Source organism: Komagataeibacter saccharivorans (assembly GCF_003207825.1).
Lineage (GTDB): Bacteria > Pseudomonadota > Alphaproteobacteria > Acetobacterales > Acetobacteraceae > Komagataeibacter > Komagataeibacter saccharivorans.
The window spans coordinates 1-25,477 of record NZ_NKTY01000013.1; the positions used below are offsets into that span (position 1 = coordinate 1).

Annotated in this window: 19 protein-coding genes; 7 read left to right on the plus strand and 12 right to left on the minus strand. The window is 58.0% G+C overall.

All coding sequences use genetic code 11. The features are described 5' to 3' along the window. Positions 1–61: 61 nt before the first annotated feature. The 4 genes from CFR79_RS08940 to CFR79_RS08955 form a co-directional block, all read right to left on the minus strand. Positions 62–928, minus strand: coding sequence for a helix-turn-helix domain-containing protein (locus tag CFR79_RS08940; RefSeq protein WP_110547662.1), 867 nt, complete (start codon positions 926–928; stop codon positions 62–64). A 428-nt stretch (positions 929–1,356) separates the two neighbouring features. Next, on the minus strand, positions 1,357–2,298 hold the full coding sequence (locus tag CFR79_RS08945; protein ID WP_258373490.1) for an acid phosphatase: 942 nt from the start codon (positions 2,296–2,298) through the stop codon (positions 1,357–1,359). Positions 2,299–2,328: 30 nt separating this feature from the next. Further along, positions 2,329–2,694: a hypothetical protein gene (locus tag CFR79_RS08950; RefSeq protein ID WP_110547664.1), complete on the minus strand. Its 366-nt coding sequence runs from the start codon at positions 2,692–2,694 to the stop codon at positions 2,329–2,331. Positions 2,695–2,869: 175 nt separating this feature from the next. Beyond that, positions 2,870–4,312 (minus strand): helix-turn-helix domain-containing protein, encoded by a 1,443-nt coding sequence (locus CFR79_RS08955; RefSeq protein WP_110547665.1) that lies wholly within the window; start codon positions 4,310–4,312, stop codon positions 2,870–2,872. Between the two features lie 243 nt (positions 4,313–4,555). Here CFR79_RS08955 and CFR79_RS08960 point away from each other — a divergent pair, with 243 nt between their 5' ends. Beyond that, positions 4,556–5,533 carry an AMP-binding protein gene (locus CFR79_RS08960; RefSeq protein ID WP_162900549.1) on the plus strand — a complete coding sequence of 326 codons (978 nt, stop codon included), beginning with the start codon at positions 4,556–4,558 and terminating at the stop codon, positions 5,531–5,533. Between the two features lie 441 nt (positions 5,534–5,974). Here CFR79_RS08960 and CFR79_RS16175 read toward each other — a convergent pair whose 3' ends face one another. Together CFR79_RS16175 and CFR79_RS08970 are read right to left on the minus strand one after the other, a co-directional pair. Beyond that, the gene (locus tag CFR79_RS16175) at positions 5,975–6,355 is read right to left on the minus strand and encodes a hypothetical protein (RefSeq protein WP_258373492.1); all 381 of its coding nucleotides are present in this window, start codon (positions 6,353–6,355) and stop codon (positions 5,975–5,977) included. A gap of 273 nt (positions 6,356–6,628) precedes the next feature. After that, complete coding sequence (locus CFR79_RS08970; RefSeq protein WP_174234171.1) at positions 6,629–9,118, minus strand: TonB-dependent receptor family protein; 2,490 nt, start codon at positions 9,116–9,118, stop codon at positions 6,629–6,631. A 1,051-nt stretch (positions 9,119–10,169) separates the two neighbouring features. On the opposite strand from CFR79_RS08970, the gene CFR79_RS08975 reads away from it, so the two are divergent. The 4 genes from CFR79_RS08975 to CFR79_RS08995 all read left to right on the plus strand — a co-directional run bounded on the left by CFR79_RS08975 (position 10,170) and on the right by CFR79_RS08995 (position 16,933). Then, positions 10,170–12,158 carry a CocE/NonD family hydrolase gene (locus CFR79_RS08975; protein ID WP_110547667.1) on the plus strand — a complete coding sequence of 663 codons (1,989 nt, stop codon included), beginning with the start codon at positions 10,170–10,172 and terminating at the stop codon, positions 12,156–12,158. 47 nt (positions 12,159–12,205) lie between these two features. Next, positions 12,206–13,714: a peptide MFS transporter gene (locus CFR79_RS08980; RefSeq protein WP_110547668.1), complete on the plus strand. Its 1,509-nt coding sequence runs from the start codon at positions 12,206–12,208 to the stop codon at positions 13,712–13,714. Between the two features lie 476 nt (positions 13,715–14,190). Next, positions 14,191–15,558, plus strand: coding sequence for a glycosyltransferase family 87 protein (locus CFR79_RS08990; RefSeq protein ID WP_181417407.1), 1,368 nt, complete (start codon positions 14,191–14,193; stop codon positions 15,556–15,558). Positions 15,559–15,742: 184 nt separating this feature from the next. After that, positions 15,743–16,933, plus strand: a complete 1,191-nt coding sequence (locus tag CFR79_RS08995) for a zinc-dependent alcohol dehydrogenase (protein ID WP_110547671.1) — start codon at positions 15,743–15,745, stop codon at positions 16,931–16,933. A 57-nt stretch (positions 16,934–16,990) separates the two neighbouring features. On the opposite strand, the gene CFR79_RS09000 is transcribed toward CFR79_RS08995, so the two are convergent. The 6 genes from CFR79_RS09000 to CFR79_RS09025 all read right to left on the minus strand — a co-directional run bounded on the left by CFR79_RS09000 (position 16,991) and on the right by CFR79_RS09025 (position 23,339). Continuing rightward, positions 16,991–18,373 (minus strand): cryptochrome/photolyase family protein, encoded by a 1,383-nt coding sequence (locus tag CFR79_RS09000; RefSeq protein ID WP_110547672.1) that lies wholly within the window; start codon positions 18,371–18,373, stop codon positions 16,991–16,993. A 239-nt stretch (positions 18,374–18,612) separates the two neighbouring features. Next, positions 18,613–18,939, minus strand: coding sequence for a hypothetical protein (locus tag CFR79_RS09005; protein ID WP_258373493.1), 327 nt, complete (start codon positions 18,937–18,939; stop codon positions 18,613–18,615). 130 nt (positions 18,940–19,069) lie between these two features. After that, a complete protein-coding gene (locus tag CFR79_RS09010) occupies positions 19,070–20,461 on the minus strand; it encodes an NAD-dependent succinate-semialdehyde dehydrogenase (protein WP_110547674.1) in 1,392 nt (463 codons plus the stop codon). Between the two features lie 58 nt (positions 20,462–20,519). Next, positions 20,520–21,677 (minus strand): iron-containing alcohol dehydrogenase, encoded by a 1,158-nt coding sequence (locus CFR79_RS09015; RefSeq protein ID WP_110547675.1) that lies wholly within the window; start codon positions 21,675–21,677, stop codon positions 20,520–20,522. An 84-nt stretch (positions 21,678–21,761) separates the two neighbouring features. Beyond that, complete coding sequence (locus CFR79_RS09020) at positions 21,762–22,355, minus strand: TetR/AcrR family transcriptional regulator (protein WP_110547676.1); 594 nt, start codon at positions 22,353–22,355, stop codon at positions 21,762–21,764. Between the two features lie 78 nt (positions 22,356–22,433). Then, positions 22,434–23,339 carry a LysR family transcriptional regulator gene (locus CFR79_RS09025; protein ID WP_110547677.1) on the minus strand — a complete coding sequence of 302 codons (906 nt, stop codon included), beginning with the start codon at positions 23,337–23,339 and terminating at the stop codon, positions 22,434–22,436. Positions 23,340–23,456: 117 nt separating this feature from the next. Between CFR79_RS09025 and CFR79_RS09030 the strand changes: the two genes are divergently transcribed. Both CFR79_RS09030 and CFR79_RS09035 read left to right on the plus strand, forming a co-directional pair. Then, positions 23,457–24,512 carry an aromatic ring-hydroxylating dioxygenase subunit alpha gene (locus CFR79_RS09030; protein WP_110547678.1) on the plus strand — a complete coding sequence of 352 codons (1,056 nt, stop codon included), beginning with the start codon at positions 23,457–23,459 and terminating at the stop codon, positions 24,510–24,512. Positions 24,513–24,526: 14 nt separating this feature from the next. Beyond that, positions 24,527–25,471: a PDR/VanB family oxidoreductase gene (locus tag CFR79_RS09035; protein WP_110547722.1), complete on the plus strand. Its 945-nt coding sequence runs from the start codon at positions 24,527–24,529 to the stop codon at positions 25,469–25,471. Positions 25,472–25,477 lie beyond the last annotated feature (6 nt).

Genomic DNA, 25,477 nt, shown 5'->3' on the forward strand with positions numbered 1-25,477 from the left:
CTCGGCCAACTGTCTATCGAACTCTCAGCAGAACAGCCTCAACGTTCTTGTTGGGTTCACTCTAAGCGTACGTAAAGTACACTTTCGTGTCGTGACCCCTATCAGGAAGGGCATTGTTTCTGGTGCGCAGGCCGTGGCCTGCCTCCACCGATCCGGGCTGGTGCGTGCCACGCTGCCTCAGCCCGCGCGGACTGTGGCCCGTCATGCGTCGCACCAGACGCGAAAGATGAAAGGGCGAACCGTATCCGCACAGTTCGGCAATCGTCGCCAGCGGCATATCCGTGCGCAGGATCATGCGGATGGCCGCCTGCGTCCGTACATTCCAGACATGGCGCATGGGCGTGGTGCCAAAGTGCCGGCGGAATGACGCAACCAGATGCGGCGGCGTCACCCCCCATACAGCCGCCAGACGGGCGAGGTCGAGCGGCTCGAAATAATGTGCCTCTACAAAGGCATGTACCTTTACCAGCCCTTCGGGCAGGACGGGACGCGCATCGCGTACGGTTTCAAACTGCCACGCCGCGAACAGCGCTTCCCCCAGTGCATTGCGCAGCATGTCGGTAGAAGGTGAGCTGGCCAGTCCACAGCCCAGCCCCTCGCGGAACAGGGCGCGCAGGCGTGGCGTTGCGGGCATGGACTGGGCGATCATGCCGGTATTGCCCCGGTCATCCACCGGCAGCGGCGTTTCGCACCAGCATACATGGCTACCCGGCGCATAGGAGGAAGAGCGCCCCGCCCAGTTGACAAACAGCCCGCATTCCCCCGCCACAAGCCCATGTTCACGCCCGTCGACCAGGGTGCGCATCGAACCGGTTTCCAGCAGCAGTATCCACGCATAGGGCTGTCCGGCCACCCGGAATTCCCCACCACGCGGATAGCCGATTTCCCCGAAGGAGAATGTGGCCCCCCTGTTCAGAAACGACAGCATGCCGATTGTCTTGCCCCTTCATTTCATACCCTGCAGGGATAGCGTCTCCATCCCGGTGATGAAATGACTGCACGGCACAAAAACATATCCGTAATTATGATTTCCTGATCGACCGCCAACTCCCCCGACGGCGCAGCCTTTACGGTCATGATTCCATCATGGTCCGACCGCGTTGAACGGCTGGAGGACGATCAGGGGCCGGGTAATCCGTCAGACCGGACACAAAAAACGGACCGGATAACCGGTCCGTTATGCGCGGGGCGTCGTTCCCATTTAAGGAATCCAGCATCACAGCCGGGCAAGAATATCCCGTCCTTCAGGATGGCTGCCCCCGCAGTTAGGTCATAAGGGGCGGTTGGAACTGACTGGCCGCACGCCCACGACCGCAAGGGTCATGATCATGGCGGGCGGCGTTACCATAGAGGTTGTTACAGGGGTGAATGGGCGGCTGCGTCCGCCTCGACCGCGCAACTGCGCTGGTCTGGCTTCGGTGCGGTGGGGCGCAGGGCTGCAAGTTCGCTGCGGGCAGCATCCATATCGGCCCGGAAATCGGCATTACCGTGCAAGGCCGCAATCTCGGTCGCGCCCATCAGGTAGCCTTCCTGCACATCGCTTTCCCAATGCACTCCACACACGATGCGGCTTTCACCAAATACGCGGCCGCGCTGCATGATGGCGGTCGCGCGGTCCGGCAGCAGCTCCGCCAGGATCAGCGCGGTGCTCCAGCCCAGCATGGTATGCCCTGATGGATAGGCCCCGGATGTAGCCAGATGCGCCCGGTCCGCTTCGGTGCAGATGGGCTGGCTGTTGCCTACGAAGGGACGCGGGCGGTGCCAGTATGCCTTGCTGCTTTTCATGTCCGGTATTTCCGACACGTCCATTTTATGGACAAGGGCGGCCAGATGTGGGGCATGCGCGCTATCGATCACAAAACCCGCCGCACAGGAAAAAGCATGCAGCAGCGGGTCCTGATGCAGGTCCGCATCGGATGTGGCCAGTGCCCAGCGCGGGGTGCCCACCAGCGCGCGTGTTGAAGTGAAGGCATGGTCATCGGTGGCCTGCCGTGCCGTGCCGGGCTGGGGCGGTGGGGGAAGGAAGCGCGTGGCGTCCGGCTGCGTGGCGGGTGTGAAATAACCCTTCTCCTGCGCCGGATCGGACAGCGGATCATCAGCGGCATGACACAGGCCCGCTGTCAGAAGACCGCAGGCGACAAGGGCAGGCAGCAGGGGACGCAGGCCAATACCCTGCCAGCCGCGCCGACGCGCGGGGCGTGTGGTCACACCATGACTGCGGACGGACAGGGCCACGTTCCCGTCTGCCTGAGACGAACCGGCGGAAACGGGGGGGATGGCGTCCATATGTAGGGTCATTACGGTCCTCATGCGGGGTGTCAGAACAGGTCAGGAACAGATACTGGCATTGATGGAGATCAGGTTACGCACAGGTGGGGTCACGCGGAAAGTCCATTCCGAACGGAAATCCGGCGTAAGCGGTCGCAGATGGCATGCGGCTGCGATGTCGGGACTGCCAACAGGGAAAATGCCTGCATGTAGCGACGTGATCGCGCCCGGAAGCCGGGGAGCCGATACGGCCGGGTTTTCCGCAATAACGGCATGTTCGCCCCTGTACCTGTCAGTGGGCAGATTGATGAAATCACGGACAAAACGGGCTTCGGGATGCCTGATCCATCCGTTCATCATGCATGCACGCTGGCGGATGGGCAGCCGTTCCTGTCGGCTGGGCAACCTGTCTTCAGTCAGCAGCATCCTTACTCCCGGTTCTGGGGCATTGGAAAAGATGGATGCTGTTTAGATGATTCTACGGCCCTGAAATTATGATAGTTTCATGAAAAGGCGTTTTGCCCGAGCCTGTGCACATCGTACCAAGGACGTGATTGGCAGGCGACTGCCCCCTATGGTGGTCATCATGCCGCCTCCCGTTTCACGACGTAACCCGGTACGGCATCACGCCATGTTCCCCATTACCGGTATCAAGGCTGTGTCCCACCATCGGCAGCGCGCGATGGCGGCAGTTTTCACGGGTGCAGGCACGGCAGCCGGGACCGATGGGAATGATCATTTTCGGATCGTTCAGGTCCAGACCGGCGGAATAGACAAGGTGCCCCGCATCGGCAATGGAACACCCCAGCACCACGGCGGTCAGGCGCGGGCGGTCGAAATAGGACAGGCTGCTGCGCCCGACCGTACGCGCCACATTCAGGTAAACCGCCCCATCCGTGGTGCGCGACAACTGCACCTGTACCTGAAAGGGCGTGCTGAAGGCGCGAAAGATATTCCATAGCGGGCACGGCCCCCCGAAACGCGATTGCGTGAAGCGGTTGGCGCTGAAGCTTTTCAGGATATTCCCGGCAATATCCGTTTTCAGGAAGTAAAACGGTATCCCTTCATGTCCGGGGCGTTGCAGGGAACTCAGGCGCTGGCAGACCTGTTCGAAACTGACGCCGAAATGACGTTGCAGCCGTTCCACGTCATGCCGCAGGTCACGCGCCGCCTGCCGGAAGGCTTCGTAAGGCATGAGCAGCGCGCCTGCAAAATAATTGGTCAGATAGACACGGGCCAGTCCCTTTGCCTCCCGCTCACGCAGGGGGGACCGGCGGATGGCGCGCTCAAACAGGGTCCGGTGTTCGATCTGGCCCAGGGCCTGCGCCATCCAGAACATGCTGCTTTCCGATGGCACCCCTTCCGACAGGAACAGCGTGCGGGCGCGACGGTCGAGCCGCCACATCAGGCCGCGCTGGCCCATATCGAGGTCAATGGCGGTCCGGATGCCGTGCTGATCGAGAAAATAGCGCGAAAGCTGTTCAACGGGGCGGCCTTCATCAAGGCGGATGGAGGCGGCCTGCCGTTCGGCTACGCGGTCGATCTCGTCAAAATAATTGCGTTGTGCCTGAACCCAGTCCGCTACTGCTTCATATGGTTCGACCCGGTCCGGTGCATCATCCGCCAGCGGACGAAAGGATACATTCCCCGTCAGGGCGGGCGTGGCCTGTTCCTGACGCAGCAGGTAAGCCCGGTACAGCCGCACGAACTGGGCGCACAGATCGGGCGCGGCACGCATCGCCGCCTGAATGTCGTCCAGTCCGATGGCGCCTGCATTGAAAACCGGATCGGTCAGGATTTCACGCAATGCCTGCGTGCCGCGTGCTTCCTCGGTATCGCTGAAGTAATCCGCGCCGACAGAGAATATATCGCACAGGGCGCTGACCAGACGGGGCGGCACCGGGCGCTGGTCATGTTCAATCTGGTTCAGGTAGCTTCCCGAAACCTGTAACCGTTGGGCCAGTGCGCTTTGCGTCATGCCGGCGCGGCTACGCTGATGGCGGATGCGCGATCCGGCAAAGGTTTTGGTGACGGGCTTTTTCATCTTCGCAATCTTTGCAACTGGCGATCCGGCATTAGCCGCTTTCAACCGCAAGGTATCTTCCCCTGCAGGGCGAAATTAAGACACTCTGCGCCCAGTAAAGACCAGGAACAATAACAGGAAAATCCATGTCATCGCGGCATATCCCGAAAGTGATCGCATGCGATGACATCACAGCCGGAAAAGTGACGTACCCCCTGCCCTGTTCCAACAGGGTCCATGATCGCACAGGAGAGAACCCGGACCATGACCCCCATTACCGAAGATAATCGCCATATCGCAGCGGCGCCCATATCCGCATGGCTGCACGCAGGCACACAGGACCGAACGCCCGACCGCCATGGCTTCTGGCTGGCGCAGTCACGTCGGGTTGCCTGGCATCGCCCGCCGCAGCGCATGGCGACGGCAAGGCCGGATCGGGATGCCCGCTGGTTTGAAGATGGCACGCTGAATGCGTCCGTATCCTGCGTTGACCGCCATCTGGCGGATCATGGTGACAGGCTGGCGATATTCTGGCGGGGCGAGGACGCCGGGCAGGTTGATCGTGTCACCTATCGCGACCTGCATGAACGGGTGTGCCGTCTGGCCAATGCCCTGCGCGATCAGGGGGTGCAGCGTAATGACCGGGTGATGATCCATCTGCCCATGGTGGTCGAAGGCATCGTGGCCATGCTGGCCTGTGCGCGGATCGGGGCGGTGCAGGTCCTGATGTCCGGTGATTTCACGGCGCAGGAAATGGCGGGCCATCTGGTGGATTGCGGCGCTGTTGCCGTGATTACGGCGGATGAGACAGGCCATGGCAGCCGATCCATACCGTTGAAAGCACGGATGGATGAAGCCCTGCACATTGCCGGGCCGGACAGCCATGTGCGGCTGATGCTGGTCGTAAGCCATACTGGAACGCCCGTTCCCATGACAGCGGGGCGAGACCATAAATTCAATGATCTGGTCGATTGGTACGAACCTGACTGCCTGCCGGAAATCATGCATGCGGAAGATCCGCTATTCATCCTGCATACCGCTGGAACCAGCCGGGGAATGATGCATGCGACAGGCCGGTATATTGTCTGGGCATCCTATGCGGTGGACAGTACCGCAAACGGTGCCGGAACACAGCCCGGCATTGCGCAGGTCGCACGCCATATCGCCCTTGTTTACGGTGCGCTGGCCAACGGTATGACCATCAGGATTCATGAAGGACAGCCCGCTACGCTGGCCGCGTAACCAAACGCACGGCAAAGGGGCATATCCGGTCATGAGGCGTAAGACGCACGGACCGCATATGCCCCTTTTCGCTGCTCTGATTGCGTATCCTGTCAACAGATGCTGACAGGGACGAATGGAGGACCGCGAACCCCAATGTTTCCTATCGTGGTGATAGAAAACGTGCATAGGGTTTACCGCCCCCTTCTGTCAGGCACTGACGGGCAGGGTGCAGTCTGTCACATGCGGGAATATGGGTTGGATAAACCGGTTCTGTGTGCCGATGGGCTGCGGCGCATGCGCCCGCCCGTCCGGCATGCAGATCTCTAATCCTGCGGATGGCTACAGGGTGTAAAGGCCTGATCGAAAACAGGTCGGTCGACGTGGCCCCGCGAACGGCAGCAACCGGATCACACAGGTCCGTGGCTCAATAAACCTGTCCGTTCCAGCATCATGCTGCGTTCAGGCATCCCCGGACGGGCTGCCGGTAAGACACCACAGCGCCAGTGCGGGGCCAAAGCAGTAGACAACGGCAGCGCCAATCAGCCACGGCATCAGGTATGTCAGGTCCGTTTTCAGCACGAAGCGACAGATCAGGTTGGCGAGCCCCAGCATGATGATGATGCAGAACAGCACGCCCACATTCATCAAAAGCGTCCGACCGCCGTTGATCTCACGCAGTTTCTCTATCATTGCCTCGCCCTGTCTTTTCACCCCGCGGTGATAGCGGATCAGGTCGATCTTGACCAGTCGATGTATGGAACAGACAGGGCGGATTTCTGTTGCGATACGACCCGAGCCAGACGTGGCGGCTTTATCGGGGAAAGCCCGGTCCCTGTTCACGACAGATAACATCATCTGACGCGCGGGGCAGTGCCCGGTATTCTTCTGTGTTCCCGCCAGTCAGGACGGTCAAAGCCCGATAATGACGGCTACGGACAAACCGGTCCGCATAAGGCGACTTTTCCGTCCACCCTTGTCTACGTCATGGCGGTTGACAGAAAACACCCCCGATATCGGGGTGCTGAACAGACTTCGCCCGTGGGCACAGATCTGGCATCTGTACCCACGGGCGATAAATCATCTGCTTTCAGTCAGGTAAGGCGTAGTCGGATTTTAGAACTGTGCCGAAACCGAACCGAAGAATTCACGCGGCGCGGCCACGAACAGGTTGTCGTTGTTATCCCCGCTCACACTCGCGGCACCATAGACACCACCGATATAGTTCTTGTTGAACAGGTTGGTGATACCGAATGTCGTCTTGATGTTCTGCGCGAAACCGACCTTGCCGAAGTTATAGCTGCCGTTGAGGTTCGAGGTCCAGTAAGCCGGAATCTGCTCGTCATTCATGTAGGTCATCTGACGGGCGCTGCTATAGGTCGCATTGAAGTTGAACATCGCCCGATGCCACGTATAGGTCAGGTTCGCCTTATACATGAACTTGGGATAGTAAACCTGATGCTTGCCCTTCAGGCTGGTTCCATCAGGCAGGCTGCCCTGATAGACCGCGTTGTTCCAGCTGAAGCTGTTGGAGATTTCCAGACCACGCACGGGACGGATCGCCGCCATTACGTCGGCACCGTTCATCGTTTCACGACCCACGTTCGCCATTGCGCCATACTGGTTGTTGGTCGGCCCGGTCGTGACCGTCGCAAGGCGGTTGTAGTAATCGGTATGATAGAAATCGGCGCTGGCGCTCAGCAGTTTGGAGTTGTAGCGATACCCCACGACATAGTTCCATGTGCGTTCAGGGCGCAGGGTCTGCTTTTCTGCGTTGAACGCCTGCTGGGCGCTGACACTGGTGCCATTACCCAGCGCACCCCATGCCGTGCCGGAACTGGTCTGCTGCCCGTAATCGTAGGCGCGCATGTTTTCAGCAATGTCGAAATAGACTTCGTGGTGATCCTTGAAGTGGTAATCGAAATTGAAGTGCGGCAGGAAGGCGTTGGCTGCCGTCAGGCTACCGGCAGCCGGATGGCTGTATGTATAGCTGGTCGGATCAACCGACTGGACCAGCCATGGCATGACGGAGGCGGAGTTATCCTGACTCGTGCCGCCATGGGTCGTCTGCAGCATCGACTTGAAACCGGCGCTGACAGTCATGCCTTCAATGATGTGATAGGTGTCCTGCAGGTAGAACTGGAACGTGTTGGTATTAAACGAGTCCGAATACCACGTCGTAGCCTGCGATCCCTTGAAACCCGAAATCGAATTGTGCGCCGAGGTCAGGCCGTCTTCATACATACGCATCGGGTAGTTGAAGGTATCGTTTTCGTACCAGATACCCGTCTGGATGACGTTCTTATGTACATTGATGGTGAAGTTCTGCGTAAAGCCGATACGGCGCACATCCGGGTGCCCCGTTTCCATCACCATCGGCACGCCCGTTGAAGGCGAGGTCAGGAACGGGTTGGTGCCGCTGTAATCACCGTTGGACACATGCGCATAGGCGACCGTCTTGGACGTCACGTTCGGGAAAAGCTGGAACTCTCCCGTAATGGCCGACAGGTAATTGCGCTGGGTCTGGGTGCCGTCATAGGCATAGTTTTCCATATCCCCCACGCTGGGGTCGCCCGGCAGGGCCGAAACCCCGGGATAGCCCTGACCAATCTGCGCATAGCGCAGGGCGGTCGCGTAATCGGGCTTCAGGTAGTCGGCGTTACGGCCTTCGCGCTGCCACATGCCCTTGGTCAGGCCAAGGTAGTTGTACTGCTGAAAGTCCGAATAATCGAAAATCGCCGTGATCTTGCCGCGATCGCCAACCGGCTGGACCAGCTTGAAGTTGGCCTGCATTTCCTGCTGGTCGCCGTACCCCTTCCACTTGTCCTGATCGGTGCGGGCGAAGGAGGCATAGAACTTGGTGCCCGTGGAATTCAGGACGCCACTATCCACGCGGCCGAACGTACGGAACGCGTTATAGCTGCCGAATGTCTGCCCCACGCGGCCCCCGGCCTTATCCTTCGGATCGGACGTGGTATAGGTAAGCGCGCCGCCCAGTGTCTGTGCCGACGGGGTATCAAGCGCGCCCGCACCCTGCGACATGGTCATGCCGGCCACGTTTTCCTGAATTTCCATCTGATCGACGCTCAGGCCGTTCCAGTTATGGAAACCCTGCCCGCCCATCGGGATGCCGTCCAGCGTCTCACCGAGCTGCGTCTGGTTGAAGCCGCGTACGTACAACGTGTTCGCCACGGTATCGAGACCGAAGGCATCATCCGACTGGAAGCTGGCGCCGGGCGTGGTCAGCGCCAGGATCTGGTTCGGGCTGGTGCCCTCCACAAAGTGGTCCATCTGCTCACGCGAAACAGCCTGAACCGCATTGTGGGTGTGGACGCGGCCGACACTGACCTTCAGCGTTTCAGGCGCGGCGTGCGATGTGATGGGCGTCGGCGCCTGGGTCGTGCGTGCATGCGTGGTCGTATGCGTGGCCGCTGCCCTGGAACCAGCCTGATGGGCACGATGGGTTGCGGGTGTCGTGTCCACATCACTTTCCGGGGCGGCGACCGCTGCGGAGCAGCCAAGGGACAGCAACCATACGAAGGCTGAACTGGCCAGCAATGGCCCGTACGTCAGCGTCTCTCTTTTCCGTCTTACTATTTTCAGCATAGAAGAGTGTTTCCAATCGCACCTGACGGCATAGAACATAAGCTGCCCTACCGTCCATTCCGCCATGATTTTCTGATATTAGCGCCGTGTATGGAGGGAAAAAGGCTGAACTGTTCCGGTCATTGCTTTTCCCTTCCCTACGGCTGAGTGCTTCAGCCGACGCTGCATGTTTCTAGGTGTCAATTATTACAGATTCAGAAGAGAGAATATTCAATAACGAAAAATGATCGGGCGGCATTTGGGCGCTTATTGTGATTTAAAAGCAACATTTACTATAATGTATTCCAAAGTGAAGTTTCGCTTAACCTAAAGTGGTATACGATATTTGACGTTTTCTGGTTTCAGCGTTGGTATTCATATGAAGTAATTAATAATGTAATTTGATTATATTTTGAGATTATCAGTCACATATATCGCTTGTGGAATTGAAATATAAAATAATTATGTCGTGTTATTAATATAATATATCCGGTCTATATATTTTGTATACGAGATATATATGACCTTGTTTTTATAACACCTCCATTATGCGATATGTATGGCTTTTAAATACCATTTTTTACATTGATTTATAGCCATAAATGCCCGGAACGCATCCTGCGCAGACCGCCCAAACTATCAGTTGGATGATGTGCGCAAAAGAACACGCCCGTACCGGGCATACAGGTCACACCTCCTTTTCACGCCGTTGCGATGGAATATCACAGGTATAGTTCCGGTCGGGAAAAATACTGCTAATATCGCCTCAGTTAAGAAACTTTACGGACAGAGAAGGCCGGGGATGAATACTATTGTTTCTTCCTGCCCGTTGTGACCGGGAAAGTTTTGCCTTTCCTCATGCGAAGTTAAATAAAACAGAAACGAACACACCATCGCAGCCACGCAAAACCATCGTTACGATAACGATCATTGCTCCGGTCCGGTTGCGCATTGTATGCGTAATCGTGGACCGGGTTATATCATTTTATGCCTGTATATACGGGGTGTTGCCCCAGTTGGGCCGCCGCGCTTCGGAATGCGTTGTGACAGTTGGATAGTGGAGTGGAATAACGTGAAACGGCTTTCCTGGCAGTCCCTGCCCTCACTGGCGATCATGATTGCCTGCGCATCATTGGGTGCGGCCCAGACCCCCGCACTGGCCGCCGATGCAGGCACCCCCGCCACGACGCCCACCGCGCATGATTTCGCCCTGACGGTGCAGACGGGCAACGACATCCCCGCCCATGTGAACTTTCCCACCGACGCGCGCAATTATATAAAGCGCGATGTCATGATCCCGATGCGTGATGGCGTGAAGCTGCATACGGTTATCGTGGTGCCGCGCCATGCGTCCAACGCCCCCATCCTGCTGACCCGTACGCCCTATCACGCATCCGAACGCGCCAACCGTATTCCTGATGCGCCCGACATCCGCTCCATCCTGCCGCAGGGTGACGATACGTTTGTTGATGGCGGCTATATCCGCGTGTTTCAGGACATTCGTGGCAAATACGGATCGGAAGGCGATTACGTCATGACGCGCCCGCCGCATGGTCCGCTGAACCCGACCAGCACGGACGAGACGACCGATGCGTGGGACACGATCGAATGGCTGGTGCATAACGTGCCCGAAACCAACGGTCGCGTGGGCATGCTGGGTTCATCCTACGAAGGGTTTACGGTGGTGATGGCGCTGCTCAACCCGCATCCGGCGCTGAAGGTCGCCGCCCCCGAAAGCCCGATGGTCGATGGCTGGATGGGTGATGACTGGTATCATTACGGCGCATTCCGTCAGGGCGGTCTGGACTATTACACCATGCAGATGTCCGTGCGGGGTGAAGGCAACACCATCCCGCGCGTCGATCATGACGACTACACCAATTTCCTGTCCGCGGGTTCGGCCGGACAGTTTGCGCATAATGCGGGGCTGGACCAGTTCCCGTGGTGGCAGCGCATGCTGGCCCATCCCGCCTATGACGCCTTCTGGCAGCAGCAGGCCCTTGACCACCTTCTGGCCCAGCACAAGGCGACGGTGCCGACGCTGTGGGAACAGGGACTGTGGGATCAGGAGGACATGTGGGGCGCCATCCATACATGGCAGGCCATGCAGGGCACGAACCCGACCGTTCCCAACGTTCTGGTCATGGGGCCGTGGCGCCATAGTCAGGTGAATTACGATGGATCGTCCCTCGGTCCCCTGCACTGGAATGGCGACACCGCCGCGCAGTTCCGCCACGATGTGCTGCGCCCGTTCTTTGACCAGTACCTGCGCCCCGGCACACCCGCCGTACATCTGCCCGAAGCCGTCATCTACAATACGGGCACCAATAAGTGGGACTATCTGGAACGCTGGCCGCTGGCGTGCGACGAACACTGTCCCCATCCCTTGCAGCCGCTGTTCGTGCATGCGGATCATGAACTGTCGCTCCACGCGCCGGAACATGGTGAGGAGGATGCAGACCATTATACATCCGATCCGCAGCATCCCGTGCCCTTCCTGGCCCGTCCCTTCTCGTTCGTGACCGAGGCGGACCGCTGGAAGACATGGCTGGTACAGGACCAGCGCGCCGCCGAAAGCCGCCCCGATGTCCTGACCTATGAAACCCCTGTCCTGACCGCCCCGGTCAAGGTCAGCGGCGTGCCGGTGGCGGACCTGTATGCGGCCACGACCGGTTCGGATGCGGACTGGGTGGTCAAGGTGATCGACGTCAACCCGCCCACGACCGCCGACAGGCCGGAAATGGGGGGGTATGAACTGGCGGTCTCGATGGATATCTTCCGTGGCCGTTACCGGCACAGCTTCGCAAAGCCCGAACCCGTCAGCCCCGGTCAGGTGGAACGCTACCGCTTTACGCTTCCTGCCATCAATCATGTGTTTGAACCCGGCCACCGGATCATGATCCAGATCCAGTCCAGCCTGTTCCCGCTTTATGACCGCAACCCGCAGAAATACGTGCCCAGCATATTGCAGGCCCACAAGGACGATTTCATCACCGCGACGCAGAGCATCTATCACAACCAGAAATACCCCACGGCTGTATGGCTTCCGGTCGTGCCCTGAGGGCAGATCATATGCACAATCCGGAGTGTGAAATTACCGCGAGGCACATGACTGCCAAAGACCGGTCGGCGGCGTTTCGTGTGGTTGTCGCCATAGAGATATGGGAAAGGTTCGGCTTTTACGGCATGCAGGCGATCCTGCTGCTGTACATGATTGAAAAACTGGGTATGAACGATACCCAGGCCAACATGTTATGGGGCACCTTCTCCGCCATGACCTATACCGCCCCGGTCGTGGGCGGATGGCTGGGCGACCGGGTCATGGGTACGCGCCGGACGATGGTTGTGGGGGCCATCATCCTGGCGACAGGCTATCTCATGCTGGGGGGGCTGACCGGCAACGTCCATTCCCTGTTTTTCGGGATGGCGGTCATTGCCCTCGGCAACGGTTTTTTCAAGCCCAACTCCTCCAACGCGGTTAATATCATCTACCGCGATCAGGACCACAAGCTGGATGTCGCCTTCACGATCTACTACATGTCGGTCAATATCGGCTCCACCTTCTCCCTGATCCTGACACCCTGGTTGCAGCAGACTTATGGGTGGGGTGTCGCGTTCATCTCCTGTGGCGTCGGGCTGGGACTGGGCATAGCGGGTTATTTCAGCCGTCAGCGCCGGCTTGCCTGTATCGGCACGGCGCCTGACTTCACGCCACTATCGCCACGGCGGGGCATGCTGATTGCAGGGACGACGCTTGCGGCCGTGGTATTGATGGCGCGGGTTTTTGAATACAGCTCGATACAGGGTGCGCTGGTCATCGCATCGGGCTGCGTCATCATTGCAGCGTGGACCCTGCTTTACATACGCGCCGCCGCACATGAACGTCCCGGCCTGAAGATCATGTATCTTCTGACCTTTGAAGTGGCGCTGTATTTCATCTTTTACCAGCAGATGGTGACATCGCTTACCCTGTTCGCGCTGCGTAACGTCAGCAAGGAATTCACGCTGTTTGGCATGAACCTGTTTTCCATGTCGGCCGGACAGTTCCAGGCGTTCAATCCGCTCTGGATCATGGGGGGGACGCCCGTACTGATCGCCATCTATAACTGGCTGGGACGGCGCGACGATGATGTGAGCATCGCCACGAAATTCGTGATCGGCTTCGCCTGCGTCACCCTGTCCTTCCTGATCTGGTGGCTCAGTGCGGCGATGTCCTCCTCTCCCTACGTGTCACCGTGGGTCATGCTGATTGGATACGGCCCGTTATCCATCGGGGAACTCATGCTCAACAGCCTTGGGCTTGCAGCGATCGCCCGCTATGTCCCGCCGCGTATCAGCGCATTCATGGCCGGGTGTTTTTACGTCATGATCGGCTTTGCCATGTATGTCGGCAGTCTTGTCGCCAATCTGGCTGCGGTCGATAATGCGGGAACGCAGGGTGTCGATGCCGCCCGGACATTGCCAATCTATGGTGGACTTTTCTTTTACCTGGCATGTCTGGCCGGGGGGGCTACGCTTGTATTTGCCCTGCTGCTGCCGCTGGTCCGGAAATGGGAAGACGCCAATGCGCGGGGGCAGGATGAAAGTGTGGGAATGGAAACCCGCCTTTCGTATTAAGATGATGTAAAGTGACGTTCCACGTCGCATAGGAATGTGGCGTGGAAACACTGTGGCCACTTGGGCTGCACGTCACTGACCGTCCCAGATCAGATCCAGCATTTCGCTGCTGGATCTTTTTTGTTTTAAAATGCCAGCACATCGAAAATGGATATCAAGCGGGCGGCAGGCTTGTGTAAGCAAGACTTCGTTTGTGACATTGGCACGACCCTGATGGTCGTGTTTACCGCACACCAGAAACTGACACCGGACGTATTTTTTCAACAGGGTCTGACTTCACTTGGATTTCCCCTGTTGGTCCGGTTTTCATCCTCGGTCATGAAGGCGGCCTGAAGACAGGCGTATTTCAGAATTATTATTGCGAAACAAAAACAATATCACGTTCATTTGATTTTTATGGCTGGCAACACTTCACCAGCATTACGTTAGGGGTTTCTGTCTGGCTCAATATCATCCGTCCATAATGGAGGCGTGTGTTGCGCAACGTAGCGAGACTGCTCACATCAGGACATATCCTTTTCATCCTATATTTTTCCCTGTTAGCCCTTGTAAATATCTATAATGCTTTTCCACTTGGCGGCCATCATCCGCTTTTTGAGGTGGATTTCAAAAAGGCCTACTATGCGGCAGGGGATGCACTGGTCCACGGCGGACCGCAAGCATTATGGCCGCTGATTGAACAGGCTGAATTCGTTAACTGGCCGATCACTGCCTATCTGTTCGTACCTTTTGCATGGATCGGATTACAGAATGCTGAGTGGCTTTTCACTGCTCTTGGGGTTCTGGCAATAGTTGCAACGTTTCTGCTGCTGTCAAAAGACTGCCCATCGGGAACACGATTACTGCTGGCCCTTCTGTTCCTTGGAAATGGCCCGTTATGGTACAGCCTTGCGGGAATGGGCAATACAACGCATTTCATACTTCTTGCCCTTATTATCTCCCTTCTTCTGCTGCGACCTGAACGTATGTATGGCGCTGGCGTCATAATCGGGGCTGCTGCCGCCATAAAACCAATGATCTCCATTTTTATTCTATATTTTATCTATCGCCGAAATTATCGCGCAGCCTGCTCCAGCATGGCCGTAATCGCACTGATTGCAGTATCTTCAGTGATTGTATTTGGACAGACCATAACCCATGGTTGGTATGAACATTGTATTGTAGCATTCTCGAAAAATCCAATCGGGGCTTTCAATAACCAGTCCCTCAGCGCGTTCCTGCTCCGCCTGCAAACGGGAGAAAAATATTTCCATGACTGGCGTGGACAGGATCTATCCTTTGACCTGCATTTCATTGCACAAATTGTACCGATACTGCTCATCGCCATAACGGCTTATGTCGGATGGAAAGAACGCCTGTCTCTACAATCCGAACATTCATCCGATACTGTGGCCGCGGATATTTTTGACTTCAGTATTCTTACTACATTCTGCATCGTAACCAGTCCCGTTTCGTGGACGCATTACTACCTGCTGCTACTTCTGCCGTGGGGTTTTCATATCACGGGCCGCCTGCCGTCAGATGACAGGCCCCTGACGTCATGGATGGTCTGGGGCAGCATGGTTTTTGGCTCACTGCCGGTTGTTAACCCGATAAGTCTGCCGTCCCCTCTGGAAGCCATAGCGACACGGACCATTGCATCGATTTGGTTTCTGGGCGGAATGCTTTTCCTGTTTTCGCTGTTCCGATCCGGCCTGTATAAATCTCGCGCAATCCCGCAGCCCATACCCGTGGATATTGCGTGGTTTAGCGGTACGGTTGAAACTCTACCGCTTGTATCGGCCGCCAATGATGATGTGTTATCACCTGTTACAATAGCGGATCGAACGGCTGAATCATCCTGACACATGTACGGGGAATGGTATACGCGCCCCCCGTTCCCTGACGGATGCCAGATCCCGCTTCCGGTTTTATTCCCGTCATCATCCGTCTGTTTCTGGTCCTGATCTGAAAAAGAAAGACCGTCCGGCAAACTACACACTCCGCCATGCGTCTGCCTGCTATCCCTACAGAGCAGGACATCGTCCCATGAAAGCACTGACCTGGCAGAAAAAGGGCAAAATCACATGCGAAAGCGTGCCCGATCCCGTCATTCTTGACGGGCATGACGCCATCATCAAGGTAACCGCCTGCGCCATCTGTGGCTCCGACCTGCATCTTATGGACGGTTTCATGCCGACCATGCAGTGCGGTGATATTCTGGGCCACGAAACGATGGGGGAGGTTGTCGAAGTCGGAAAGGAGAATACCCGCCTTTCGGTCGGCGACCGTATCGTCGTGCCCTTTACAATCTCATGCGGTGCATGCCGACAGTGTAAATGGGGCAACTGGAGCTGCTGCGAACGCACCAACCCGAACGGACACCAGCAGGCTGAAACCTTCGGGTATCCACTGGCCGGACTGTTCGGTTATTCCCACATTACCGGCGGGTTCGCGGGCGGTCAGGCGGAATATCTGCTGGTTCCCCATGCCGATATCGGGCCGATTATCGTGCCACCGGAACTGGATGACGAAAAGGTTCTGTTCCTTTCCGATATTTTCCCGACCGGATATCAGGCTGCCGAATATTGTGACATTACACCCGAAGCCGAAAAGACCATTGCGGTATGGGGATGCGGACCGGTTGGACAGATGGCCATCCGGTCATGTTTCCTGCTGGGGGCAAAGCGCGTCATCGCAATAGACGAGGTTCCCGAACGTCTGGCCATGGCGCGGGCTGGCGGGGCCGAAACACTGGATTTCCGCGACAGAAACATTCAGCAGACCCTTATGGAAATGACGCAGGGTCTGGGGCCGGATGCGGTGATCGAAGCCGTCGGGATGGAAGCCCATGGCGCCGATACCATGATGCAGAAAATCGGGTCGGCCGTACTTTCGGCAACGACGCTGGAACGCCCGTTTGCGCTCAATCAGGCAATTCTTGGGTGTCGGCCGGGCGGGATTGTATCAATGCCCGGTGTCTATGCCGGCGCCCTTGGGCCGGTCATGATCGGCGCCCTCATGAACAAGGGTCTGACGTTGCGGACAGGACAGACGAACGTTCAGAAATATCTTCAACCCCTGCTGGAGCGCATTCGGAAAGGGGAGATTGATCCATCTTTCGTCATCAGCCATCGCACCACCAGCCTTGAAGATGGCCCCGATCTTTACCGGAAATTCCGCGATAAGAAGGATAACTGTACCAAGGTGGTCTTTTACCCTCATGGAAATGCGATATAGGATTGGCAAACTGCGGCATTTCTACACTTCCTGCGTATTCTGCCGTTTCTGCCGGCGTCAGATCATTTTCCATGCGCTTAACGCCCTTTCCCGTGCAAGCCGGTGGTCCACCACTGGCGGCGGATAATCGCGGGGAAGCGCTGCTTCCCACGGCGCATGAATGGCATCGTCAGAAAGATGCGAAAGTTCGGGCACCCAGCGGCGGATATACACGCCGTGGGGATCGAATTTCCGGGACTGAAGGATCGGGTTCATGATGCGGAAATAGGGGGCCGCATCTACGCCCGTGCCTGCGCTCCACTGCCAGTTCATCGGGTTGCTGGCCGGATCATGATCGATCAGCGTGTCGGCAAACCAGCGTTCCCCGTGTCGCCAGTCGATGAGCAGATGCTTTACAAGGAACGAGGCAACAACCATGCGCACCCGGTTGTGCATCCAGCCGGTATGCCATAGCTCCCGCATCCCGGCATCGACCAGCGGATAGCCCGTCTGGCCTTTCCGCCACCGGGCCAGCCCGACCGGATCGTCACGCCAGGGCATGGCGTCAAATTCTGGCCGTAGATTCCGGTTGGCCATATCCGGTGTCACGAACAGCAGCGACCAGGCGAAATCACGCCATCCCACTTCAGCAAGAAACTGCTCGGGGTATGTTTGTTCCGTTGCCGCCTGCCATATCTGCGCCGGGGTGATATGGCCAAAGCGCAGGAAGGGGGACAGCCGGGATGTGGCTTCCTGACCGGGAAAATCCCGCGCGGTTGCGTAGGTATCCAGATCGTTTTCGATGAAATCGGCAAGCTGGCTGTGCGCTGCTTCCTCCCCCGGTTCCCACATCGCCTGCAATCCGCCCGTCCAGTCATGGGTGGTGGGAAGCAGGCCGTATTCTCCCCCCTGCACGACAAGCCCGTCCGGCATGGGCGGAAGGGACGCAAATGTCAGCTTTTCAGGCGCGGGCACAGGGGGAAAGGGGGCCGGACATGCCTTCATCGCGCGCCAGAACGCCGTGAAAATCTTGTACTGTCCGCCCGAGCGTGTGCGGATGGCCCATGGTTCGTGCAGAAGGGCACCCGCAAAACTGTGGGCCATGATACCCTGTGACCGGAGTTCCGACTTGATGACGGTATCCGTTTCACGCCCGCCGGGATCATAACGACGATTCCACAGGACGGTATCCGCCCCGGTCCTTCTGATGATTTCTATCAGAACATCCCGCGCTGCCCCCCGAAAGACATGCAGCGCCCCGCCCCTTTTGCGCAGCGCACCGTCCAGCGACCGGATGGCCCCATCCAGCCACCACCGCGCCGCAGCGCCGGGCAGATGGGCGTCATCTACAATCACGATGCAGAGGACCGGTTTGCGCAGCTTTTCCGCCTCAAGAAGCGCCATGTTATCCGCAATACGGAAATCTTCGCGAAACCAGACGATAGTGGGGGGATGCGTCAGGTTATGTCTCCTTTATCCCGGCATGGGGCCTGCATGATCTGACAATAGATAAAGCCGTTTGCGGTATGGGGCAAATGGGCAGCCGGGGAGTGTCCGTTTGCAGAAAGGGCATTCTCCGAAGCTTTTTGGAAAAAGATTCCCCAAAAACTTCTTTCTGATCACGGGACATCAAATGGAGATCATGCTTCTGTTGATGTCCAATGATTACATATTGTCGTGATTAATATATTTATAAATAATCAGAACTGATACGTGTTCAGTTTTGATGCGATAACCTTGTTTTTGATATATTTGCGCTGAAGTTTTTCCTGCACCACATGGATATTCGTGCAGCGTGCGTTCATTTCCTTCAGCAGCGCATCTTTCCGGTCTTCTGGCAGGCTGCTGTCCCATTCGCCAGAAAGGTACTGACATATCTCCGCATTACGGACAAAGGCGGTAACATCCGCAGGAAACTGTTCCTCAGCCCTTGCAATAACCGGAAAGCCGACAAGTAAACAGGTAAGAAGAAATGCCATTTTCGTAATCATTGATGGATTGTCGCATACTCCGCCTGTTTCTTCCATCCGGTGTCACGATGTATTCGCCCGAATGAATAATGACGTAAAAAAACCCCTGCAACTTACGTCACAAGGGGTTTTTTCATTCAGGACCAGATGGACGCAGGGCAGCAATTGCCTGCGTCCGGTCATGACATCAGAACGGGGCGTCGATGTCCACCACGTTAATAAGCTTGTGGTTGACGAACTCCTTGATGCCAAGGCCGATCAGTTCCCGGCCATAGCCGGAGTTCTTGATACCACCAAAGGGCAGGTCCGCCTTGGGCGACAGCGGATGGTTGATGACCACCATGCCCGTGCGGATGGCGCGTGCCACGCGGGCGCCACGGGCTTCATCCTTCGTAAACACACTACCGCCCAGACCGTAGGGGGAGTCATTGGCGATGCGGATGGCGTCGGCCTCGTCCTTCGCACGGTAGATCTGGGTGACGGGACCGAAGAATTCCCAGTGCCGTGCCTCGTTCTTTTCATCCAGATTGGACATGAGCAGCGGCTGGAAGAAGGCGCCATGCTCCGGCACCGGTGCGCCGATCACTTCCACCTTCGCGCCCAGATCCATCGCCCGCGTCACCTGATCGCGCAGGTCATCCGCAGCCGCCTTGGATGACAGCGGCGCAAGCGTGGTGGCCGGGTCCATCGGATCACCCGCCTTCAGTGCTGCAACGCCTTCCTTATACAGCGCAAGGAACCGGTCATAAATGGCATCAGCCACGATCAGCCGCTTGGCGGAAACACAGACCTGCCCGGCATTCCAGTGCCGACCGATCACCGCCCAGCGGGCTGCCTTTTCCACATCGGCGTCATCCAGCACGATGAAGGCGTCCGCGCCGCCCAGTTCCATCGTCGCCTTCTTCAGCGCCTTCCCTGCAATACCGGCAATAACCGTGCCCGCCCCTTCCGAACCGGTCAGTGCGATACCGCACACGCGGGGATCGTTCAGGATCATGGCGGTGTGCGGACGCGCCGCATACAGGTTACGGAACAGGCCCGCGGGCAGTCCGGCTTCCGCCATCAGCGTATCAAAAGCAGCGGCGCATTGCGGCAGGTTGGACGCATGCTTGAGCAGCACGGCATTACCGGCCGAAAGCTGCGGCGCGATGATGCGCACCACCTGATAGAACGGGAAGTTCCACGGCTCGATCGCCAGCACGATGCCAAGCGGCTCATGCACCAGCGTGGCCCTGCCTTCCGCCGCGTCCGCCACAGGCAGGATCTCGGGCTTCAGCAGTTCTTCGGCATGGTTTGCGTAATATTCGAAAATCTCGGCGGAAAGAATGACTTCCTTCTTTGACTCCTCGAACAGCTTGCCCATTTCCAGCGTGCCGAGGCGGGCATATTTATCAATGTCACGGCGCAGGATGGCAGCCGCCGCGTTCATGACCTTTGCACGATCGGCAAAGGATGTATCGCGCCAGCTTTCAAACGCGGCATGCGCCTGTGCCAGTGCGGTCTGTACTTCCGCATCCGTTGCATCGGGAAAGGTTGCAACGACTTCGTTGGTATAGGGATTGGTTGTGGCGTACGCCATTTTAAGCCTCGTTTCTTTTCAACTTATGGATGCCGGCAGCGGGAACCGGCGCAGCAGGTCAGGCTGCGGCTTCGAGGATTTTGCGGCTGACATCCAGCGTGACATCGCCATTTTCGCCCAGATGGGTCATGCCGTGGTCTTCAAGCTGCCTGACCAGATCGTTGATGCCTTCGGCTCCGATGTCATAGGCGGACAGGCGGGTCGGCACGCCCAGACCTTCGAAGAATTCCTCGGTCTTGCGGATGACGGCGTCAATCCGCTCGTCTTCCGTGCCTTCGGTCAGGTTCCACACCCGCGCGGCATACTGCAGCAGCCTGGCGCGCTTTTCCGTGCGCCGCACCCGCAGCAGCGCCGGGAACACCATGGCCAGCGTACGGGCATGGTCGATGTGGTATTTCGCCGTGATTTCATGGCCGATCATATGCGTCGTCCAGTCATGCGGCACGCCCGCGCCAATCAGGCCGTTCAGGGCGAGGGTCGCCACCCACATGAGGTTGGAGCGCAGGTCATAATCATCCGGTGTCGCCACGATGCGCGGCCCGATTTCGACCAGACTGGACAGCAGCCCTTCGGAAAAGCGGTCCTGCGCCATGCCATCGACCGGATAGGTCATGTACTGTTCCATCACATGGACGAAAGAGTCCACGACACCGTTGATGACCTGCTTCATCGGCAGGCTCATGGTGCGCATCGGGTCCAGCACGGAAAAGCGCGGATAGACCAGCGGATTGGAAAACAGCAGCTTGTCACCGGTGGACTGGCGCGAAATCACGCTCAGGCAGTTCATTTCTGAACCGGTTGCGGGCAGGGTAACGACCGTGCCCAGCGGCAGCGCCTTTTTTGCGGCCTCGCCCTTGCTGACCAGAATGTCCCACGGCTCACCTTCATACGGCACGGCGGCGGCAACAAACTTGGTGCCATCCATGACCGAACCGCCGCCCACGGCAAGCAGGAAGTCGAGCTTTTCCGCCCGCACCATGGCCACGGCCTTCATCAGCGTCTCGTAAGTGGGGTTGGCTTCAATGCCACCGAATTCACGGACAGTACGGTTGCCAAGGGCTGCGCGCACTTCGGCCAGCGTCCCGCTGCGTTCGGCGCTGGCGCCACCATACAGCACGAGTACGCGTGCTTCGGGCGAAAGCTGTTCATCAAGGCGGGCAATCATGCCTTTGCCAAAGAGGACCCGCGTGGGGTTGTAGAATTCAAAATTCAGCATTCTTGCACCTACTAGACCGGTCGTCTCTATTAGACCGGTCACTTATTAAATTCGTGAAACAGGACGCCCTGCCCCACCCTGAAACTAGATTTCCAGAAGCCGCCTGCTTGCCTCCCAGGCATGGTCAAACGGCGGGGAACTGCGGGTGATCTTCACCATCAGCGTCGAACCCAGCCATAACTGGTAAAGGGCCGCCGCCAGCATCGGGGCCGACTGCATGTTGCCGATCGACCCTTCTTCCTGTCCGGCGGCAATGACCCTTGCGATCCGTTCGATCACGGAACGGGTCCCGATCTCCAGTATCGTGCGCATCCGTTCGGACAGGTCGGATACTTCGGCCGCCAGCTTCACGATCAGGCATTTGTTCCCGATCTGGCCATCAATATGGGTATCGCGCCAGAACTGGCAGTAACGCGTGATACGCTGTGCTGCGTTCCCTTCCCCATTATCAAGGATATCGTTCATTTTGATCAGATATTCCTCGATATAGGTCCGCAGGAGTTCTTCCCCGAATGCTTCCTTTGATTCGAAGTAGTGGTAGAATGACCCCTTGGGAATACCCGCGACATCCAGTATCTGCGCCAGACCGACGGCGGAGAAACCACGCTGGCCGATAAGCGGTCTGGCCGTTTCCAGAATATGCTGCCGGGCGGCGCGATGTTTCTCTGCGATCTTCATGGGAGTGTATATATGGGGTGCCTGATGGCGTGTCCAGATAAAAATTAGACCAGTCGTCTTTTTTTGGATCATGCCTGCTCAGGCACTCTGCCCGGCCATGATTTCCCCAATAATATCCTCCACCATCCGGGTGGTGCGCGAAAGCTGCCGCGTGCGGTCATGCACCAGCGCCAGCGTAAGATCCGGCACGCTGGCCCCGATCAGCGGGACAAAAGCCAGATCCCCCCGCATCACTTCGGACATCACATCCAGATAACTGAGCAGACAGATACCCGTTCCCGCCATGACAAGGGAAATGATCATCTGCACATTGTTCGCCCGTGCCGCGACAGACGGGGCCATGCGTCCCGCCGCCATCAGCCGGGCAAATACGGATGCCAGCGCCAGCGGCTGTTCCGGCACGATCATGGCATGGTCCGCGCACTGCGTCAGCCGGACGGCATCATGCTGCGCCAGCGGATGGTCGGAACGGCAGGCAAAGCCGAGCGGAAAGGACAGCCGCCGGACCACAACCAGATCACGCATTTCCTCCGGGTCCAGTACCAGCGCAAGATCGCCTTCGCCGGACAGCAGGGTGTGGTGAATACTTTTATTGTCGCGGATATGCACATTCAGCACGACACCGGGATGCGTGCGTTTCATGCGGCTGACCAGTTCGGGCAGGAAAGCACGCGACAGGGCTTCGGGCGCCAGCAGGTCAACCTGACCACGGCGTATGCCCTTCAGGTCATCGATTTCGCGCTTCAGGTCATCCAGATCCTTAACCCAGCGTCTGGCGCATCCATACAGCAGTTCCCCCGCCGCCGTCAGGCGCATGCCGGTGGGCAGGCGTTCAAATAACGGGGTCTGGAGCTGTTTTTCACCCAGCAGGATATGCCGGTTGATGGCCGAACCCGCGATATGCAGTTCCTCTGCCGCCTTGCGTATGGATTTGTGCCGCGCAACAGCCAGGAAATAGACCAGAAAACGGGAAAAAGGCTGCATGCGTTCTCATTTCGAGAATGGGAAAGGATCAATTATGATATATCTGAGAGCACACCGCATGTGAAATGATCTTTCCGAAGACCCCGGACCGCTTCCGGCCCGTTCAGGAGGACCATCATGACCACAGCAACCTGCGCCCGCCCGGCGGACATCCACCCCCTGCCCCGCACCATGACGTTTGAAGTGGATGACTGGAACATCCTTGCGCGCTGCTGGCATCCGGTCGCCCTTGTGCGCGAACTGGGTGACAGGCCGCTGGGCGTGACCCTGCTGGATGCGCCGCTGGTGGTCTATCGCGCGGGCGACAGCATTGTCGTGGCCGATGACCTGTGTCCCCACCGTGGCGTGCCGCTAAGCATGGGCAAGGGAGACGGGCAGACCGTTGCCTGCGCCTATCACGGTTTCCGTTTTGGAGAAAAAGGCCGCTGCGTGAAGGTGCCCGCCCATCCCGACAGCGCCATTCCGTCAAAGCTCAACCTGCGCACCTATCCCGCCGTGGAACGCTATGGCCTGATCTGGACCTGCCTGCGACCGGAAGGGGACGGGGCCGATATTCCCCCCATGCCGCACTGGAACGACCCGGCCTTTCAGCAGATCAACTGCCCGTGGATCGATATTGCCGGTTTTGCAGGCCGACAGGTGGAAGGGTTCATTGACGTGGCCCATTTCGCCTTTGTCCATACCGACACGTTCGCGGACCCTGAAAACCCCGTGGTGCCCCCTTACAGGACCCGCATCACGCCCGACGGGTTCGAAGCGGAATACCGCAGCAGCGTGGGCAATTATCCCATTGGCAAAAGCGACCGGGGGCGGTCGGGTTTTGAATGGCTGCGGCATTTCCGCGTGCATGTACCCTTTACCGCGACGCTGGAAATCCATTTCCCCGATAATGGCCGCCTTGTCATCATGAATGCGGCGTCACCCGTGTCGGCCCGTAAAACGCGGATGTTCGCGCCCATGTGCCGTAACTTCGACAAGGACCTGCCTCTACAGGATGTCTATGACTTCAACCTGCGGGTTTTCGAGGAGGACCGCGCCCTGGTGGAAGCCCAGAAACCGGAGAACCTGCCGCTGGATCCCACGCTTGAAGCGCATGTCATGGCGGATCGCAGTTCGATCGCCTATCGCCGTGCCCTGCGCACGATGGGACTGAGCCAGTTCTTCACGGCGTGAAGGGAATGATGCCCATGTCCACCCTGTTTTCTGTCCTTGTCGATGCTGTCACGCCGGAAGGGGACGACTGCGTGCGCCTGCGTCTGGTCGCCCGGGCGGGGCAGGACGACCTGCCACGCTTTGAACCCGGCGCGCATATTGATGTCATGACCCCTTCGGGCCTGATCCGTCAGTATTCACTGTGTGGATCAGCGGAAGATCGCACGGGGTATGAACTGTGCATCAAGCGCGAAGCAGCCTCCCGTGGGGGATCGGAATCCCTGTGCGCGGGAATACGGCGGGGCATGGAACTGCGGATTTCCCCGCCCCGCAATGCGTTCATGCTGCCTGACGCGCAACGCCATATCCTGATCGGGGGCGGTATCGGCATTACGCCCCTGCTTTCCATGATGATGTATCTGCAAGGCAGGAATGCTGACTGGCAGCTTCATTATTATACGCGTGATCCCCGGCGCGCGCCGTTTGGGGACATGCTACGCCAAAGTCCGTATGCGCCCCGTGTCCAGTTCAGCCGAAGCCTGAAAAACGGGTACCCGGATGTACTGGACACACCATCGCCTGACACCGCCATCATGCTGTGCGGGCCGGACGGGTTCATGAACGCTGTTTTTTCCCATGCCATCGCCGCAGGCTGGCAGGCGGATCAGGTCCATACCGAATATTTCCGCCCGACCGAAACAACCCACGCCCTTTCCGATCGGGCGTTTGATGTCGTGCTGGCGCGATCAGAGCAGACGGTGAACGTACCGGCGGGACAGAGCATTGCCGCCGCCCTGCTTGCCGCCGGGGTGGATGTGGACCTGTCGTGTGAGCAGGGTATGTGCGGTGCCTGTGTCGTGCCGCTTGTCGCCGGGGAAGGCGATCACCGTGATATGGTCCTGACCGCGGAAGAACAGGGGCGCAGCATTGCGCTATGCTGTTCACGCAGCCGCAGCCCGTCGCTGACACTGGACCTGTAACCGGGA

Coding starts and splice junctions, on each gene's coding strand:
- CFR79_RS08940 (WP_110547662.1), bottom strand. CDS start 928: ATGCTGTCGTTTCTGAACAGGGGGGCCACATTCTCCTTCGGGGAAATC.
- CFR79_RS08945 (WP_258373490.1), bottom strand. CDS start 2,298: ATGACCCTACATATGGACGCCATCCCCCCCGTTTCCGCCGGTTCGTCT.
- CFR79_RS08950 (WP_110547664.1), bottom strand. CDS start 2,694: ATGCTGCTGACTGAAGACAGGTTGCCCAGCCGACAGGAACGGCTGCCC.
- CFR79_RS08955 (WP_110547665.1), bottom strand. CDS start 4,312: ATGAAAAAGCCCGTCACCAAAACCTTTGCCGGATCGCGCATCCGCCAT.
- CFR79_RS08960 (WP_162900549.1), top strand. CDS start 4,556: ATGACCCCCATTACCGAAGATAATCGCCATATCGCAGCGGCGCCCATA.
- CFR79_RS08970 (WP_174234171.1), bottom strand. CDS start 9,118: ATGCTGAAAATAGTAAGACGGAAAAGAGAGACGCTGACGTACGGGCCA.
- CFR79_RS08980 (WP_110547668.1), top strand. CDS start 12,206: ATGACTGCCAAAGACCGGTCGGCGGCGTTTCGTGTGGTTGTCGCCATA.
- CFR79_RS08995 (WP_110547671.1), top strand. CDS start 15,743: ATGAAAGCACTGACCTGGCAGAAAAAGGGCAAAATCACATGCGAAAGC.
- CFR79_RS09005 (WP_258373493.1), bottom strand. CDS start 18,939: ATGGAAGAAACAGGCGGAGTATGCGACAATCCATCAATGATTACGAAA.
- CFR79_RS09010 (WP_110547674.1), bottom strand. CDS start 20,461: ATGGCGTACGCCACAACCAATCCCTATACCAACGAAGTCGTTGCAACC.
- CFR79_RS09015 (WP_110547675.1), bottom strand. CDS start 21,677: ATGCTGAATTTTGAATTCTACAACCCCACGCGGGTCCTCTTTGGCAAA.
- CFR79_RS09020 (WP_110547676.1), bottom strand. CDS start 22,355: ATGAAGATCGCAGAGAAACATCGCGCCGCCCGGCAGCATATTCTGGAA.
- CFR79_RS09025 (WP_110547677.1), bottom strand. CDS start 23,339: ATGCAGCCTTTTTCCCGTTTTCTGGTCTATTTCCTGGCTGTTGCGCGG.
- CFR79_RS09030 (WP_110547678.1), top strand. CDS start 23,457: ATGACCACAGCAACCTGCGCCCGCCCGGCGGACATCCACCCCCTGCCC.
- CFR79_RS09035 (WP_110547722.1), top strand. CDS start 24,527: ATGTCCACCCTGTTTTCTGTCCTTGTCGATGCTGTCACGCCGGAAGGG.